Source organism: Sphingobacteriales bacterium (assembly GCA_016699615.1).
Lineage (GTDB): Bacteria > Bacteroidota > Bacteroidia > Chitinophagales > JADIYW01 > JADJSS01.
The window spans coordinates 1550013-1567248 of the sequence record CP064984.1; the positions used below are offsets into that span (position 1 = coordinate 1550013).

Sequence of the window (17236 nt, forward strand, 5' to 3'; positions counted from 1 at the left end):
TTTTATTTATGCAACAGATTAGAAACATACCTCAGAAGTATTTGAATATTATTTTCGTATTTGCATCATTATTGGTTTACAATAGTATTATATTATATAAATACAAAAACTATGGTCTACTAACAAGAAACTACATATTAGCACAGTTTTCATTTACATATCAAAAAGTTGGATTTATATCACGTGGACTTGTGCCAAGTATTTTAGAGTTATTTGATATGAATAGCAAAATATATATTTTAATATGTTTTAACATATTTATTATATTATATACATACGCGATTTTAAAGATATTAAATCTATATAGTGCTAGTAAAACAAGATTATCTGTAATAGCATTTTTATTTCTATTTTTTGGTGTTCCGCATTTTGCACAAGATGCATTTAGAATGGATTTAGTAATTCAAACTATTTGTCTATTTATATTTATATCATTAAAAAGACACCAAATCATAGCTGTATTAATATTGTCAATAATTTCTATGTTTGTGCACGAAGCATCTATATTTTTAATAATACCTATTTTATTTATTTCCAAACTAAGTACATACAAAAAAATTTCAACAACAATATTTCTGTCATTATTGTTTATTCTAATTTCAATTTATTCTACAAAAATTAATGAACATTATGCAATTAAACTAGTACAAAATTATTTACATATTTATTCTATTCCAAAAGAAATTTATTTATTGCATATACAAAAAATTGATACTACTTTTACAAATATATTTTCAACATATAATTTGTCAATTTTAATTTTAGTTGGATTTATATATATAGTTATCTTGATATTTTCATTCCCAAAACTATTTAAAGCAAATACTTATAAGTTTTCATTTCTTGTTTTTTTTCCTTTATTATTATGTCTTATTGCTGTTGATTATTATAGATGGTATTGCTTTATGTTTTTTCTTGCAATGATTATGTATTATAATTATGGTTATATATTTACAAGGAAGTCGTTTTATATTCTATTAGGAACGACTATTTTATTAGGAATTCCAGATTCTATTAATCTTAGATTTGGTGTCTTACCATTATTACTACAAATTATAGGGAAATAGTATGGAAATTGAAGAAATCAATGTTTTTACAAATGGTGATGCTCGCAAATTGAGTACATGGTCTAATTTCCCTTATTTTTTTACTGAAAGTTTAAAATCTAAAGGAATCAAGGTAAATTATATCAATACACAGCCAAATAAGATTCTAAAAAATATTTACAAATTTTCCATTTGGCAAATTTTAAAAGGAACTCCCAAATACGACAGCTATGATTATTATAGAACAAAATTTAATAGATTTTTTGTTAATAAAATTATTAAAAATGCTGTTAGAAAATACCCAAATGCGGATGTCAATTTATTTTTAAATTTTAGTTTCTCAGCAAAACCGTTTTCAGCAAAGCCAACAATACTATTTGGTGATTGGACATATGAGTTATATTTTAAACAATTTAAAAACAGGAAGCCTTCTAATTTGGAGCAATCTTTTATTGATGCAGAAAATAATTGCATAGAAACTGCTAATGCTGTTTTTGTGATGTTTCCAAGAATGGCAAAATTAATTCAAGCTCGATATAAAAATCCAAATATCTATAACTTGAGTGGCTATTTCATCAACTCTACTCAGAATACAAATGCCGATGATATAATACAACAGAAGTTACATTCTTATAAATTATTATTTATTGGTACTATAAAATATATTGAAGGTGCAAATATTTTAATTGATGCAGTAAGCAAGCTATTACCAAAGTATCCAAAATTAGAAGTACATATTATTGGCATGAAATCATCTGATTTTAATAAACTTCCAGATTTTGTACATTGTTATGGTTATTTAGATAAAGCAAAAAATGATGATAGAAATATCTATAACAACTTAATGGAAAGTGCAAAAATGATTGTAAATACAACACCAAAATGGAGTGGTTTCTCTTCAGTAATTGAAGCTATGTATTTTTACAATCCAGTAATAACTACTGCCTATGATGACTTTTTTAGAAACTTTTGATACTCCAATAAATTTTGGCATTATCAATAAAAGTAATAACACACTTGCCGAAGAAATTAGTAATATTATTGAAGATATCAATTACACACAACTTTGCATGAACGCACACAATGCTGTAAAAGATTTTACTTGGGAAAATTATATTAATAAGTTCATTAAAGTACTTAAATCACTCTAAACTTCTGCTGCTAATCTTGCGGCTTGGTTGATGGCTCTTTTGGCATCTAGCTCGCCTGCTTCGAAAGCACCACCTATTACATGTACTTTTTTGCCCATTTCCACCAATGGTTGCTCCAAACTACGTTGTGATACTTGTCCTGCACAGATTACAACATTATCACATGGATAAACTTGTGCTTGTTTATCTTTATCTAAGTAATGTAAGCCTTTGTCATCTATTTTTAAGTATTCTACACCAGCTATCATCTTCACTTTTTTCATCTTCAATGTTGTACGATGTATCCAGCCTGTTGTTTTGCCTAATTTTGCACCTACTTTTCCTGCTGTGCGCTGAAACATGACTACCTTTCTTGCTGGTGCTTCTATTTCTTGTTGTATGCCAGCTACACCACCACGTACTTCATTTGTTCTATCTACGCCCCATTCTTTCAGCCATGCTTCTTTATTTAATGTGGTGCTTTCGCCTTCGTGCGTCAAAAATTCCGCCACATCAAAGCCAATGCCACCTGCGCCAATTACTGCAACTGTATCACCTACTTTTGCATTGTTTTTTAATACATCAATATAGCCTAATACTTTTGGATGATCTGTTCCTTCAAAACGCACATCACGTGGCGTAATTCCTGTTGCAATGACTACTTCATCATAATTTGCTAAATCTTTTGCGTCTACTCTTTTATTCAATTGTACATCTACTTTATGTTTTTTCAATTGTACATCAAAATATCTTAAGGTTTCGTAAAATTCTTCTTTACCAGGAATTCTTTTTGCCATATTAAACTGTCCACCAATTTTATCATCTGCATCAAATAATGTAACTTGATGTCCACGCTCTGCAGCAATAGAAGAAAATGCCATGCCTGCTGGACCAGCACCGACAACCGCAATCTTTTTTGATGTTGATGTTGGCAAATATGCTATTTCTGTTTCATGACATGCTCTTGGATTTACCAAACATGATGATAATTTATTTGAGAATGTATGATCTAAGCATGCTTGATTGCAAGCAATACAAGTATTAATTTCTTCTTCCTTACCTTGTTTTGCTTTCTTTACCCAATTTTCGTCTGCCAAAAATGGTCGAGCCATACTCACCATATCTGCGCAACCATCTGCCAAAACTTGCTCAGCCACACTTGGCATGTTTATTCTATTTGAAGTACATAATGGAACTGATACTTCTGGTTTTAATTTTTGTGTTACCCAAGAGAATCCTGCTCTTGGTACAGATGTTGCAATGGTTGGTATTCTTGCTTCGTGCCATCCAATTCCTGTGTTTATTATTGTTGCACCAGCTTTCTCTACATTTTTTGCTAATTGAACAATTTCTTCCCAAGTACTACCATCTTCTATCAAATCTAACATAGACAAACGATAAATGATGATAAAATCTTTACCTACTTTTTGTCTTGCTTTTTCTATAATTTCTATTGGGAATCGCATTCTATTTTCATAGCTTCCACCATATTCATCAGTTCTTTGGTTAGTATGTTTTACTAGAAATTGATTAATTAAATAACCTTCGCTTCCCATAATTTCCACGCCATCGTATCCTGCTTCTCTGGCAAGTGCAGCACAATCTGCAAAATCACTGATGGTGCGTTTTACGCCTCTTGTTGTTAGTGCTCTTGGTTTGAATGGATTGATTGGTGCTTGTATTCTACTAGGTGCCACACTTAATGGATGATATGCATACCTACCTGCGTGCAATATTTGCATGGCAATTTTTCCGCCTTCGCTGTGTACTGCATCAGTTACAATTTTATGTCTACGCACATGTGCGCTATTGGTCATTCTTTCTGCAAATGGTTTTAACCAACCTTCCCAATTTGGTGCCATGCCTCCTGTTACTATTAGACCTACATCGCCTTTTGCTCTTTCTGCGTAAAATGCAGCTAATTTATTAAAACCATCTTTGTCTTCTTCTAAATTGGTGTGCATGGAGCCCATCAATACTCTGTTTTTTAATTTAGTAAAACCTAAATCTAATTCTGACAGTAATATTGGGTATTTATTCATCTTATATAATTTCTAGTTAAAAATAAATTCTTTAACTCTAAGGTAATAAAAAAATGAAATTCAATGCGTGCATTGGAAATATTTTATTCAAAAATTATTTTCACTTCAACATAGAATACTGAAAAGATTTTGATACAAAATAAACTAAAACAATAGTTTAGTTTAATTCTGCTTCCATTCTAATTGCCTTTGGAAATAATATATTGTTTTCTAGATGTATGTGTAAGTGTAAATCTTGTTCAAATTCGTTGAGTAATGCATAGGTTACTTTATAAGTATTGCAAGCATCTTCTGGTGGTGTGTATTGGTTGCTTAATGCCTCAATTCTTCTAAATCTTTCGCCTTCAGTATTATGCTCTTCCATCATCATGTGAATTGGATTTTGTACTGTGCCAAATTGTGGTGCATCAAGTTGTTTGTGTTCTTGTTTTGTTCTTAGCATTTTTCTAATGAATGGAAAAAGTATTAATTCTTCCTTTTTCATGTGCACGGTAAGTTCTGCAGCTGACGCATCAAATTGTTCTTTAATTTCTAATAATTCTGGATGATATGGTCCATGAACTTTGCAAACTTTATTTAGATAAGGTGTGATTTCTTGTATTTTTTCTTCTACATAACGATGATGTCTTTTCTCTATATAGTCTACTAATAAATCTAATGGCCATGATTGATAATCAGTTTGTGTATCAGATTTGGCATGTAATGCTTCATCTAAATCTTGGATTACTGCTTTCGAATCAATGTTCTTTAATTCGCATGCTTCTTTAATTGTTCTATTGCCTTGACAACAGAAATCAATATTGTATTTTTTAAATACTGTTGCTGTGCGGTAGTTTTGTGCTACCATTTCTCCGATAATGGTGTTTTCTTGTGCGTTCATATTTTTGTTTTTTTTATGAATAATATTCCGAATATTGATAAGGAAATAACTTTTATCATTTCTAAGATGATATAGTAAAAATGTATGTTTGATGGTAAAACAATCTTGTTTTGAATATGCAATTCTGCTCTAGCATCAAGCGCAGGCAATAGCCAAAATGTTTGAATTAGTAGAATGAAAAATGCAATAGAAAAGTATACATTATTCCAAGTAATTTTCTTTTCATTAGAAAAAAATAAATTTAAAATTATGATGATAGAAAATATCCACTCCATTTTATTTAGTGCATCAAACACGATTCTTCCAATACCTAATCCTAATGGTAGTGTTATGTCTGGTGCGCGAAATTTAAGCCATGCTTCCATAAAACTTATAGCGCAAACAAATCCTATCCAGATATATGTTGAGATTAATGCTATTGGCTGATTTATGGTTTTTACAGTGTTCATAGTAATGGTGTACTTGTATTTTTTCTATAGTGCTCAATTTTGTATTGAAACATTTCTGCCATTCTATTTCCTTGCCATTTTGCACGTTCTGCTTTTTCGCCAACAAATAAATCATCGATTGTTGTATTGAATATTTCTATCCATCTTTCAAAATGAATTTTATCTACTGGCAATTTTGCATGTGGTACAAATGGGCTTCCAAAATATGTATGTTCATCTAGCAATACAGTTTGCCAAAAGCAATACATTTTTTCTAAGTGTTGCTGCCATTTATCATTAATCTTATTATTAAAAATAACTGCGAGCAAATCGTCTTGTCTAATCTTATCATAGAATGTATCTACAAAAAATTTTATATCATCTAATGTTTGTATGTCTTTTTTATAATACTGGATATTCATATCTACTATTTTTGCAAATTTTTTACCTTTTTAAATAAACCAAACCCAACTCTAAGTTTGATGTTAATGATTTTATAGATGTGGTTTCCAGCATTTGTTTAATATCATCTCTTATTTTTTTAAATTGATGATGAACAGGACATGGCATTTTTTCATTGCATTTTTTCAAACCCAAACCACAACTTTTGTATATACTATTTCCATCAATTGCTGATACGATATCACATAGATTTAGTTTTTCAATTTTCTTGAGTTCCATAGAAAAACCACCTGTTGGTCCTTTGCTAGTCATTATTATTTCTTTTCTAGAAAGCTCTTGCAATATTTTAGATGTATATGCTTCTGGTGATTCAATTGCTTTGGCTACATCTTTTAGACTTACCTTTTTATTGTCTAGTGAGTTACCAGCAATATAGATCGTTGCTTTTATACCATATTCACAAGTTTTAGAAAACATGTAATGAATTTTATCAAAGATAAACATTAATTATAATAGTGGATAAAAATGTCCGTTATTATATTGTGAAATAAAATTAAATTTTAGAGCAACGAAAAAGTCAATGTTTATTTAATTCACTTGGAAATTTATCTTCTATTAGATTTAGATTGATATTATGTTCTAAATATGCTTTTAAGCCATCTAAAACTGTAGTAAAACCACCAGTTTTATCTATTATAGATTGAATTAGATTTGGGTCATCTACATCAAAACCATAATTTTTTATGGTTACATAAGTCTTATGTTCTGAAAGTTCTAGAAACTCAAATACAATTGTTGTTGTAGGATTTTCCCATTCTATGACAATTTTTTTATTTGCAATAATTTCTTTTACAAATACTTTAGTAGAAAAATTATACATTTTCCAAGTCCACTCAATTGTTTCATTTTCTTCCAATCGTCCACTAGATTTGCTAAACCAAAAGTTTGTAGTAATATTTGGGTTAATAAATGCATCGAAAACTTCTACAATTGGCTTTCTAATCATCATTTGCGTTTCAATAATTATATTTTGTTCTTCCATTTTGTAGATTATATTGCTTATCAAAAGTAAAATTATACGTTTAATAAAACAAAAGAAAAAGAAATTACATGCATTTCAATTATTATAACTTGAATATTTTGTAATTTTATACTATGAATAAATCATTTTTAAATAAATATGGTAGTTGGGCAATAATTACTGGAGCATCAAGTGGTATTGGTGTTGAGTTTGCCAAGCAAATTGCAGCATTAGGTTTAAATACGGTATTGGTGGCGCGTAGAAAGGCAAGATTGGAAGCATTAGCAAAAGAATTAGAATCACAATACAAAATAAAGACACTTTGCGTAGAATGCGATGTCGCAGAAGATGGATTTCAAAACATCATATTAGATGCAACGAAAGATTTAGAAGTTGGTTTAATGGTCAATAATGCTGGCATCAATTGTGAAGGACAATTTTTTAGAGGCGATTTGAATAGAAATATGCAAATGATACAAGTAAATATGAAGGCACCTTTTGTATTGGCTTACGAATATGGCAAAAAGTTTGTTGAGCAAAAAAGAGGTGGAATTATTTTCACATCATCTATCAGTGCTTTTAATGCGCATCCATATCTTTCGCATTATGCTGCTACAAAAGCATACATACTTTCCTTAGCAGAAAGCATGAACTACGAATTTAAAGACAAAAATGTAGATGTGATTGCGCTTTGTCCTGGAATGACTAAATCTGAAATGACAAAAGGCATGAAAGACAGCATGTTGCTGATGGAAGCGAAACCAGTAGTAGAAAGTGCCTTGCAAGAACTCGGAAAATCTGCAGTTATCATTCCAGGCATAGTCAATAAAGTACAATCGTTTATCAATAGTAGAATGTTGGGTAGAATTTCTGCAAGAAATTTTTCTGCCAAAGTTTTAGAAAATGTATTGCCTGGCGTAAAGCAAAAAAAATCAAAAAAATAAATGAGAAAGAAAATAGTTGCTGGCAACTGGAAAATGAATCTTGGAAAAGATGATGCCATTAAATTGGTACAGCAAATTACTAATCAATATGATGAATTAAGTTTGTCTGAAACAAAACAAATGATACTTGCACCAAGTTTTGTGCTTTTAGATATCATAAATGAAGCAATTAAAGGATATTCATTTATCAATATTGCTGCACAAAATTGTAGTGAACATAATGTTGGTGCATACACTGGAGAAGTTGCTGCATCTATGTTAGAAAGTATCGGAATTAATTATTGTATCATTGGTCACTCAGAAAGAAGACAATATTATTATGAAGACAATGATATTCTAATAAAAAAAGTACAACAAGCATTACAATATAATATAAAGCCAATTTTTTGTTGTGGCGAGCCAATTGAGATTAGAACAGCTGAAACATATTTTGAATACATTGAACAACAAATCAAAGCAGTAATTTTTCAATTGAGTGATATAGATTTTAAAAATATTATAATTGCCTACGAACCAATTTGGGCAATTGGAACTGGAAGAACAGCATCTGCTGCACAAGCACAAGAAGTGCATAGATTTATAAGAGATTTAATAGCACAGCAATATAATAAGGAAACTGCAAACCAAACAACCATACTTTATGGTGGAAGTGTGAATGCGCAAAATGCCGCAGATTTATTTTCGTGTGATGATATTGATGGTGCTTTAGTTGGTGGCGCATCATTAAAAAGCAATGAGTTTATTGAAATTACAAAAGCATTAAAATAAATAGTATCTGAAATACAAAAAAATAACATTTTTTGTCATCATAGTGTCTTAGCTTTTCTTAAATTTATAGCACAAGATGAGTAATTACGAGCAATTAATTTTAAAGCTAGATACTTTTATCAAAAAGTATTACCTCAATCAAATTATTAGAGGTTTGCTTATTGCATTCTCATCTATATTGGCCTGTTATTTGGTTGTCAGTCTATTAGAATACAATCTATATTTCTCAACTTCTATTAGAAAAATCATATTAGTATCTTTTCTTGGCTTAACTGCATTTTTTATAGTTAAGTATATTGCAATTCCATTGTTTCAATATCTAAGAATTGGACAATCAATTACACACGAAGATGCTGCAACTATTATTGGCAAACACTTTAGCAATGTAAAAGACAAGCTATTAAATATCTTACAACTCAACCAACAAAGTCAAAATACTTACAACAAAGATTTGATAGAAGCGAGCATCAACCAAAAAATTGATGGGATAAAATTGGTGCCATTTACAAATGCAATCAATATTGCTGAGAATAAAAAATACCTAAAATATCTATTGCCAATTTTGCTTTCAATAGTATCTATTTTGCTTATTGCACCACATATTTTTAAAGAAAGTAACCAAAGACTTATTGCGCCAAATACCACTTTTGCCAAAAAAGCACCATTTGATTTTGTATTAATAAATAAAAGTCTGAAAGCTATTCAGTATGAAAACATAGACATACAATTAAAAATAAATGGGAAAACATTACCTAAAGATGTATTCATTATTTATAATAATGAGAAAATAAAAATGGAGAAAGATGATAATGATAAGTTTCATTATACATTCAACAATATTCAAAATGATATGCGTTTTAATTTTGAAGCCGCGTCTTTTACATCTGATGAATATAAAATACAACTTCTTAAAAAACCTATCATTGCAAATTATTCAGCACAAATAAATTATCCATCATATACAAACAAAAAATCTGAGAAAATAGAAAATGCTGGAGACTTGGTTGTGCCTGTTGGTACAACAGTTACTTGGAATATAAATACAGAAAACACTGATAATATTACAATAAAAAACAACCATCAGAATGTTGCGGCAACAAAAACGAATAAAACAGCATTTCAATTTCAGAAAAGAATTATGCAAGATGACAAGTATGTTGTATATATTTCAAACAAAGATTTGCCTAATGCAGATTCTATGCAATTTAATATTGTATCCATTCCAGATAATTATCCGAACGTACAGTGCAACACAATTATAGATAGTAGCGCACCACAAATTGTTTTGTTGAGTGGCGCAGTTTCCGACGATTATGGAATAAGCAAATTAGAATTTGTGTATAGAATTTTTGATGATAAAGGAAAAATGTTGCTCGGAAAAAGAAGAGCATTAAACATCAATGGAAAATCTATTGCAGATTTTAATTATACATTTAATATTAATGAAATAAATTTACAAGCAGGACAAAGTGTTGAATATTTTATAGAAGCATTTGACAATGATGCTGTGCATGGACCAAAATCTAGTAAATCATCTTCTTATCAATTTAAGAAACAAAGCATTCAGGAATTAGAAAAACAAGAATACAACAACAACGAAGACATTAAAGATGAATTGGCAAATGCACAAAGCAAAGCAACACAACTTGCCAATCAGATAAAAGAGATGAAGCAGAAATTACTTTCTAAAAACAACTTGAATTGGGAAGATAAAAAAGCAATTGAATCATTAAAAAAACAACAACAAGACTTACTACAAGAAATGAAGTCGATTGAAGAAAAGTATGCTGAGAATTTAAAAAATCAAGATGAAATAAAAAAAGTAGATGATGAAATTCTAAAAAAACAAGAAAAAATTCAGGAACTCATGAAAGATTTGATGAATGATGAACTGAAAGACTTGATGAAACAAATTGAAGAAATGTTGCAAAAAATGCAACAAAAAAATGCATTTGAAAATTTAGACAAAATGCAAATGAGCAATCAGAATTTGAATAAAGAATTGGAGAAAATGCAAGAATTATTCAAACAATTACAACTAGAACAAAAGGCGCAAGAAACCATACAAAAACTAAATGACTTAGCTGAAGAACAAAAAAAATTAGCTGAGCAAAATAATTTATCTAACAATGAACTAAAAGACAAACAAGATAAACTGAATGATAAATTTGAAAATGTAAAAGAAAACCTAAAACAATTAGACCAAATCAATAAAGAAAACAACAACAAATTAGACATTAAACAAGAGCAACAACAAGCAAAAGAAGTAGAACAAAATATGGATGAAAGTGCTGAGCAATTGGAGCAAAACCAAAAACAAAAGGCACAACAAAAACAAAAAAGGCAGCCGACGAAATGAAAGAAATAGCAGATAATTTACAAAACAAATTAGACCAATCGCAAGCTGACCAAAATGCGGAAGACATACAACTCATCAGACAATTGTTAGAAAACTTACTGAAACTATCTTTTGAACAAGAACAATTGATGAAAGATGTGAAAAAAGCTGAGCCACAATCACCAAAATATGTGCAACTAATGCAAAGACAAGCTGAGCTTAAAGAAGATGCAGATATGATTGCTGACAGCTTACAAACATTGGGCAAAAGACAATTTCAAATACAAAATTTTATTGCTGATGAATTGTATAAACTCAATAGAGAAATGAAAAAATCATTAGAGTTTATGCAAGAAAGATACGTGCCACAAGCTACTACAGCACAACAATTTGTGATGACGCATACCAACAATTTGGCATTGATGCTCAGCGAATCATTAGATAACTTGCAACAGCAACAAAACCAAATGAAACAAAAAATGAGTGGCGATGGTAGTTGCAATAAACCAAATTCTGGAAAAGGAAATAAACCAAGTCTAAAGCAATTGCAAGACCAATTGGGCAACCAACTCAAGGACATGCAGCAAAAAATGAAAGAAGGTAAACAAGGCAAACAAATGAGTAAAGAATTTGCCGAAGCTGCAGAAAAACAAGCTATGATACGTGAAGCATTAAGACAAATGAAAGAAAAATTGAGCCAAGAAGAAAAAAACAAACTAGGCATAGATGATTTGATGAATAAAGCAGAAGAAAATGAAAAAGATTTAATCACAAAAAATCTTACACAAAAAACTATCAATAGACAAAAAGAAATAGAAACACGATTGTTGGAATTTGATAAAGCCAAACGCGAGCAAGGTGAAGATGAGAAAAAACAATCTACATCTGGAAAAGAATTGCCAAACAAACTGCCACCAGCTTTGGAACAATATCTACAACAAAGAAAATCTACAACAGAAATGTATAAAAGTGTACCACCAAGCCTACAACCATTTTATAAATCTTTGGTAGATAAATATTTTAAAAGCATACAATAGATTAATGCCATGCAAAAATACATTGCAGTTATTATATTACTACTTGTTAGCTATTGTTTGTTTATTACTCAAAATGATTCTATAGCAAAAACAAATTTCATATATAGAAAGCACTACAATATTTCTAAAAATGATAATGCTGAAGTTGCAGAAATGTGCGATACAATGGCTTATAATCTTTGGTTTGGAAACGATTCTGACACACTAACAAATGGTGATATTCTATATTATAAATATGACTGTAACGATTTCTTTTTAATAAAAAAAAGTCCAAAATCTGTAGATACTTTATTCTTTATGAGTTCAGGATTGCATCCAAGATTAGCATACATCTTTATAAAAGAATTAAAAAAACATTTATTATTTAGAGCAGGTTGCTCAGGAAATGGACCATGCTATTATATTTTAATGGATAAAATTACTTTAAAAGAGAAAAAGGTATTTGAAGAATTGATATATACTGGCGAAACTGATAGCAATACTTGCATTATGTATTTCAATAAAAACATAGATAAGATTATCGTACACAATTTAAACAACAATAAAAAGAAGAAAATAGATATAATAGAATCAAGATTCACCGATGTCATTCCTGAATATCAATTCTATGAAAAGACATTTTACAACGACATCATCACACTTAAATATTTTTATATGATAAATGAAAAATCATACGATGATAGTTTAAGTATAAACATTAAATCTATACAATAGTTTAATTAAAAATAGTCCTAATTTCTTTTAGTGTAATTTTTTCTTCGTAGATGGCTTTGCCAACAATTGCTGCATAGCAACCAATTTCTTTAAGCTTTATCAAATCTTCCATGCAAGAAACACCACCAGATGCTATCAACTTAATGTCATCGTAGTTTTCTATAATCTCTGAATATAATTCATTAGCAGCACCTTGCAACATGCCATCTTTAGACACATCAGTACACAATACATAATCGATGCCTTCTTCAAAATAAAAATCTAAAAACGATAAAATATCTTGGTTAGAATTTTCTTGCCAGCCTTGCACTGCAATCATTCTATCTTTTACATCTGCACCTAAAATCAAATTTTCTTCGCCAAATTCCCAAATCCAATCTACAAACTCTTTAGGATTTTTGGCTGCCAAACTTCCAATCGTAATTTGCTTTGCACCAAAATCATAAGCTTGTTGTGCTTGCTCTTTGGTTTTTATACCACCAGAAAAATCTATATGTAGTTTTGTATGTTTTGCTATATCTTCCAATACTTTCCAGTTTTGCACTTTGCCTTGTTTGGCACCATCCAAATCTACCAAATGCAAATGTGTAAAACCAGCATCTTCAAAAATTTTAGCTTGCTCAGTTGGATTTTCATTGTATGTTTTTTGAGTATTGTAATCACCTTTTGTGAGTCGCACACACTTTGAATCAATAATATCAATTGCTGGAATAATAATCATATTCTACAAAGATAATTAGATTGCATGAATTATAGATTGGAATCTTTTAGTCTAAGATATTACATAATAATGTACATTTGCAGTAGATGGAAGACAATATTTCACAGCAAACATTTGGCAAGAAAGTGTGGACTTTAATTTCATTAATTATTGCTTTCATGTTGCTTGGTCAATTTCTCTCAGCAGGATTGATGTTTGCCTATTATGGAAATGATGCTTTTAACTTTGAAAAAATATTAAGCAATAAGAATGATAGTTTTAATATTATCAGAATTGTACAAATTGTAGCATCTATAATATCATTTGCATTGCCAGCTATAATTTTTAGCAAAATATATCATAAAAATGCATGTTCTTACAGTTTTGAGCAACATAAGCCTAATGTTTTATTGTGGCTTATTGTTCCATTTTTAATCATTACTATCTATTCATTTCTAAATCTTACTTACGTTTTAAATAAAGAAAGTTTTTTAGGTACATTAATGCCAGAACAGCAAGAACAATAGAAAATGTTCATCGAAGCATTGATAAACAAATCTTCAATTGCTTATTTTATATTTAATTTTTTGATGATTGCATTGATGCCAGCATTTGTTGAAGAATGGATTTTTAGAGGCACATTACAAAAATTATTAAGCGAAAAATTAAATGCGCATGTTGCCATCATTATTTCTTCTATCATTTTTAGCTTAATTCACTTTGAGTTTTCTGGATTTTTGCCACGTATATTTTTAGGCATGCTATTAGGTTATGTATTTTATTTATCTAAAGATATTTGGCTTTGCATCTGGATGCACTTGTTCAACAATGGAATGGAAGTAACCTTGATGTATTTTAAAGTATTAGAAAACAAGCAACAAGAGTTATTCCAAGAACCCACAATGCCAAAAACTTATGAATTAATTGGCTATAGCTTATTATTTATTTTACTTATGGTAGTATTTTACAGAATCTCTAAAAGAAATAAAAAAGCTATATTTGCAGATTAATTTAGCACACAGAATGAAAGATATCAAAACTAGAATTGCTACAGGTATTATTTTTCTAATTGTAATGATAGGTAGTGTAGTGCTTAGCGAAATTTCGTTTCTTATTGTATTTTCTTTGGTTACCATGTTGTGTATAAATGAATACCATCAAATTACAGCAAGTGTGGTACAATCTGAAGATAGATTATTATACAAATACAAAAACATAAATACAATCTTTGCCGCAGCAATATTTATGATTGTATATTTAGTAGCATCAGGTAGTGTAAAAGTTATCTCTTTGTCTTTAATAGGTGGCTTTACCTTATTTTGGTTTTTTATAGAAATGTTTTCTAACTCAAAATCACCATTTTTAAATTTAGCTATCAATTCATTTGGCTTGTTTTATATTGCCATTCCATTATCAGGTGCAAGTTTAATAGCATTTTATTTTGGAGAATATAATTGGAATCTATTATTGGCTGTTATGATTTTTGCATGGGCAAATGATTCTTTTGCTTATTTATTTGGTTCATTATTTGGAAAAACAAAATTATTTGAACGTATTTCACCAAAGAAAAGTTGGGAAGGTTTTATTGGTGGAATTTTAGGCACCATAGTATTTAGCTATATTGTTTATTTATTATTTCCAAAATGGAGCCATCAAGAAGTTGCCTATATACATTATTTTATATTAGCAATTATCACATCAGTTATTTCTACTTTTGGAGATTTATCAGAAAGTTTAATAAAAAGAAGTTTAAAAGTAAAAGACACAGGAAATATATTGCCAGGTCATGGTGGATTTTTAGATAGATTTGATGGACTTATCTTTTCATTTCCAGCAGCTGCATTATATCTTACATTTATTTCAAAAATATAATTTTACAGAAATAAGACATTATATTTGTACACAATATGAAAAGAACATATATACATAAAGGAGGATGGACAATATTAACAGTCATGTTTCTTATTTTACTTTCAATCAATGTAATTTCTATTTATGTATTTAAGTTTGATAGTATTGTAAGAAATATTATTCTAGGTTTCACATCATTCATATTTTTATTTTCAGTCTACTTTTTTAGAAATCCAAAAAGAAGAATTTTAATTGATGTAAATAAAATTATTTCGCCAGCTGATGGGAAAGTAGTGGTAATGGAAGAAGTATATGAGCCAGAATATTTTAATGACAAGCGATTACAGATATCCATTTTTATGTCGCCAAGCAATGTGCATGTAAATAGGGTACCAATTGCAGGTGCAGTAAAATATGCCAAATACCATGACGGAAAATATTTAGTAGCATGGCATCCAAAATCATCTACAGAAAATGAGCGCACATCTATTGTTATAGAAAACAATAGTATAGATGTACTTTTACGACAAATTGCTGGCAAAGTAGCACGCAGAATAATATATTATGTAAAAGAAGGTGATAAGGTAGAACAAGGAAATGACTTAGGCTTTATTAAATTTGGCTCCCGTGTAGATTTATTTTTGCCTATTGATACTAAAATAAACGTACAACTTGGACAGAAAGTAAAAGGTGGCATTACCGTAATTGGCGAAATATAAAACTTACTCAACTAATTTTAGTAAAATAATTTTATATATTCTGAAAAAGAGTATAGCTTACCTCTTTTTGAACCAGTAATTTCTTTAACTATCTCTAATTTTTCTAATTCATCAAGTAATTTATATACAGAAGGCATAGAAAGTTGTGTAATTTCTTTTGCTTTTTGGGCATCTACCAATGGATGTTGGTATAAATAGTTTAGTAAAACTGTAGCATTATTTGACCTACTGCCTAATCTTTGAATTTTTAAATCTACTTCTTTTTGTAATTTTAAAATACTATCAAATGTAGCAATACCTTTCAAAGCAGTTTCATTTATTCCTACAAGAAAGAATTTGTACCATTGTAGAATATCATCTTTTTCTCTTACTCTTGTTAGATTATCATAATACAAATTTCTATTTCTCTCAAAGAAATCTGACAAATATAGAATTGGTTTTTTCAAAATACCTTTCTCTACCAAATACAACGTTATCATCAACCTACCTACTCTTCCATTGCCATCTAAGAAAGGATGTATTGTCTCAAATTGATAATGTATTAATGCAATCTTTAATAACTCAGGAAAAAAGGAATCATCATTATGAACAAATTTTTCTAAATCATTCATAAGTTCATTAATTGATGTATGTACTGGAGGAATAAATATTGCATCATTTATACTTGCACCACCTATCCAATTTTGGCTAGTTCTAAATTCTCCAGGAGATTTATGCTTACCACGCACACCTTGTAATAATATTTTATGTGTTTCTTTTATTAATCTTGACGAAAATGGAATTTTCTCTAGACTTTCAATTGCTGAATTTAATGCTGCAATGTAATTCTGTACTTCTTGCCAATCATCTCTTTTTTCTATTAGAATATCCTCCTTTTCTAATAAAGCTTCTTCAATATTTGTTTTTGTGCCTTCAATTTTGCTTGATTGAGTTGCTTCTTTTAATACGTGCATGCTAATAAACATACTAATATTGGGAATGTATTCAGAATACATGTCTAATCTACCAAGCTGACGATCTGCCTGACTTAATAATTGCAATAATTCCATATTATCAATGGACCATTTTCTGTTTATTTTTTCTGGTTGAAAACTCTTATATGTACCTTGTTTGATATAATAGCCAGCTTTGAACGATTTCATATGCTAATAAAGTTTAAACAAAAATACACTTATTTAATAAATTTGCAAAAAAATTAAATAAGAAAGTGTGTTAG

General features: G+C 29.5%; 20 protein-coding genes. 12 read left to right on the forward strand and 8 right to left on the reverse strand.

The genetic code is table 11. The annotated features are described in order from the left end of the window. The first annotated feature begins 8 nt into the window (after positions 1-8). Genes IPK18_07405 through IPK18_07415 form a run of 3 tightly spaced genes read left to right on the forward strand, consistent with a single transcriptional unit; the run spans position 9 to position 2197 of the window. The gene (locus tag IPK18_07405) at positions 9-1067 is read left to right on the forward strand and encodes a hypothetical protein (GenBank protein ID QQR96746.1); all 1059 of its coding nucleotides are present in this window, start codon (positions 9-11) and stop codon (positions 1065-1067) included. A gap of 1 nt (position 1068) precedes the next feature. Continuing rightward, positions 1069-2019 (forward strand): glycosyltransferase, encoded by a 951-nt coding sequence (locus IPK18_07410; GenBank protein QQR96747.1) that lies wholly within the window; start codon positions 1069-1071, stop codon positions 2017-2019. Further along, positions 1994-2197 carry a hypothetical protein gene (locus tag IPK18_07415; GenBank protein ID QQR96748.1) on the forward strand — a complete coding sequence of 68 codons (204 nt, stop codon included), beginning with the start codon at positions 1994-1996 and terminating at the stop codon, positions 2195-2197. Before IPK18_07410 ends, IPK18_07415 begins: the two co-directional genes overlap by 26 nt. On the opposite strand, the gene IPK18_07420 is transcribed toward IPK18_07415, so the two are convergent. The 6 genes from IPK18_07420 to IPK18_07445 form a co-directional block, all read right to left on the reverse strand. Beyond that, entirely contained in the window at positions 2194-4218 is a 2025-nt protein-coding gene (locus IPK18_07420; protein QQR96749.1) for an NADPH-dependent 2,4-dienoyl-CoA reductase, read from the reverse strand. The two genes, IPK18_07415 and IPK18_07420, sit on opposite strands and share 4 nt — an antisense overlap. 157 nt (positions 4219-4375) lie before the next feature. Next, on the reverse strand, positions 4376-5098 hold the full coding sequence (ric, locus tag IPK18_07425) for an iron-sulfur cluster repair di-iron protein (protein ID QQR96750.1): 723 nt from the start codon (positions 5096-5098) through the stop codon (positions 4376-4378). Next, positions 5095-5547: a hypothetical protein gene (locus IPK18_07430; GenBank protein QQR96751.1), complete on the reverse strand. Its 453-nt coding sequence runs from the start codon at positions 5545-5547 to the stop codon at positions 5095-5097. Before IPK18_07430 ends, ric begins: the two co-directional genes overlap by 4 nt. Continuing rightward, complete coding sequence (locus IPK18_07435) at positions 5544-5948, reverse strand: group III truncated hemoglobin (protein ID QQR96752.1); 405 nt, start codon at positions 5946-5948, stop codon at positions 5544-5546. The genes IPK18_07430 and IPK18_07435 overlap by 4 nt, the downstream gene beginning before the upstream one ends. A gap of 22 nt (positions 5949-5970) precedes the next feature. Then, a complete protein-coding gene (locus IPK18_07440; protein ID QQR96753.1) occupies positions 5971-6405 on the reverse strand; it encodes an Rrf2 family transcriptional regulator in 435 nt (144 codons plus the stop codon). Positions 6406-6505: 100 nt separating this feature from the next. After that, positions 6506-6970, reverse strand: a complete 465-nt coding sequence (locus tag IPK18_07445) for an SRPBCC family protein (GenBank protein QQR96754.1) — start codon at positions 6968-6970, stop codon at positions 6506-6508. A 113-nt stretch (positions 6971-7083) separates the two neighbouring features. Between IPK18_07445 and IPK18_07450 the strand changes: the two genes are divergently transcribed. From IPK18_07450 to IPK18_07470, 5 genes are all read left to right on the forward strand, one after another. Continuing rightward, complete coding sequence (locus IPK18_07450; GenBank protein ID QQR96755.1) at positions 7084-7893, forward strand: SDR family NAD(P)-dependent oxidoreductase; 810 nt, start codon at positions 7084-7086, stop codon at positions 7891-7893. Next, positions 7894-8661: a triose-phosphate isomerase gene (locus IPK18_07455; GenBank protein ID QQR96756.1), complete on the forward strand. Its 768-nt coding sequence runs from the start codon at positions 7894-7896 to the stop codon at positions 8659-8661. A 76-nt stretch (positions 8662-8737) separates the two neighbouring features. Further along, positions 8738-11020 carry a DUF4175 family protein gene (locus tag IPK18_07460; protein ID QQR96757.1) on the forward strand — a complete coding sequence of 761 codons (2283 nt, stop codon included), beginning with the start codon at positions 8738-8740 and terminating at the stop codon, positions 11018-11020. Next, entirely contained in the window at positions 11017-12036 is a 1020-nt protein-coding gene (locus IPK18_07465; protein QQR96758.1) for a hypothetical protein, read from the forward strand. Before IPK18_07460 ends, IPK18_07465 begins: the two co-directional genes overlap by 4 nt. Positions 12037-12045: 9 nt before the next feature. Next, entirely contained in the window at positions 12046-12750 is a 705-nt protein-coding gene (locus IPK18_07470; protein QQR96759.1) for a hypothetical protein, read from the forward strand. Between the two features lies 1 nt (position 12751). Here IPK18_07470 and hisA read toward each other — a convergent pair whose 3' ends face one another. Beyond that, a complete protein-coding gene (gene hisA, locus IPK18_07475) occupies positions 12752-13471 on the reverse strand; it encodes a 1-(5-phosphoribosyl)-5-[(5-phosphoribosylamino)methylideneamino]imidazole-4-carboxamide isomerase (protein ID QQR96760.1) in 720 nt (239 codons plus the stop codon). 86 nt (positions 13472-13557) lie between these two features. Here hisA and IPK18_07480 point away from each other — a divergent pair, with 86 nt between their 5' ends. Genes IPK18_07480 through IPK18_07495 form a run of 4 tightly spaced genes read left to right on the forward strand, consistent with a single transcriptional unit; the run spans position 13558 to position 16020 of the window. Beyond that, entirely contained in the window at positions 13558-13977 is a 420-nt protein-coding gene (locus tag IPK18_07480) for a hypothetical protein (GenBank protein ID QQR96761.1), read from the forward strand. A gap of 3 nt (positions 13978-13980) precedes the next feature. Further along, positions 13981-14460, forward strand: a complete 480-nt coding sequence (locus IPK18_07485; protein QQR96762.1) for a CPBP family intramembrane metalloprotease — start codon at positions 13981-13983, stop codon at positions 14458-14460. Positions 14461-14473: 13 nt separating this feature from the next. Then, positions 14474-15322, forward strand: a complete 849-nt coding sequence (locus IPK18_07490; protein QQR96763.1) for a phosphatidate cytidylyltransferase — start codon at positions 14474-14476, stop codon at positions 15320-15322. A 35-nt stretch (positions 15323-15357) separates the two neighbouring features. Beyond that, positions 15358-16020 carry a phosphatidylserine decarboxylase family protein gene (locus IPK18_07495; GenBank protein ID QQR96764.1) on the forward strand — a complete coding sequence of 221 codons (663 nt, stop codon included), beginning with the start codon at positions 15358-15360 and terminating at the stop codon, positions 16018-16020. A gap of 17 nt (positions 16021-16037) precedes the next feature. On the opposite strand, the gene IPK18_07500 is transcribed toward IPK18_07495, so the two are convergent. Then, positions 16038-17162, reverse strand: a complete 1125-nt coding sequence (locus IPK18_07500) for a Fic family protein (GenBank protein QQR96765.1) — start codon at positions 17160-17162, stop codon at positions 16038-16040. Positions 17163-17236: the final 74 nt, after the last annotated feature.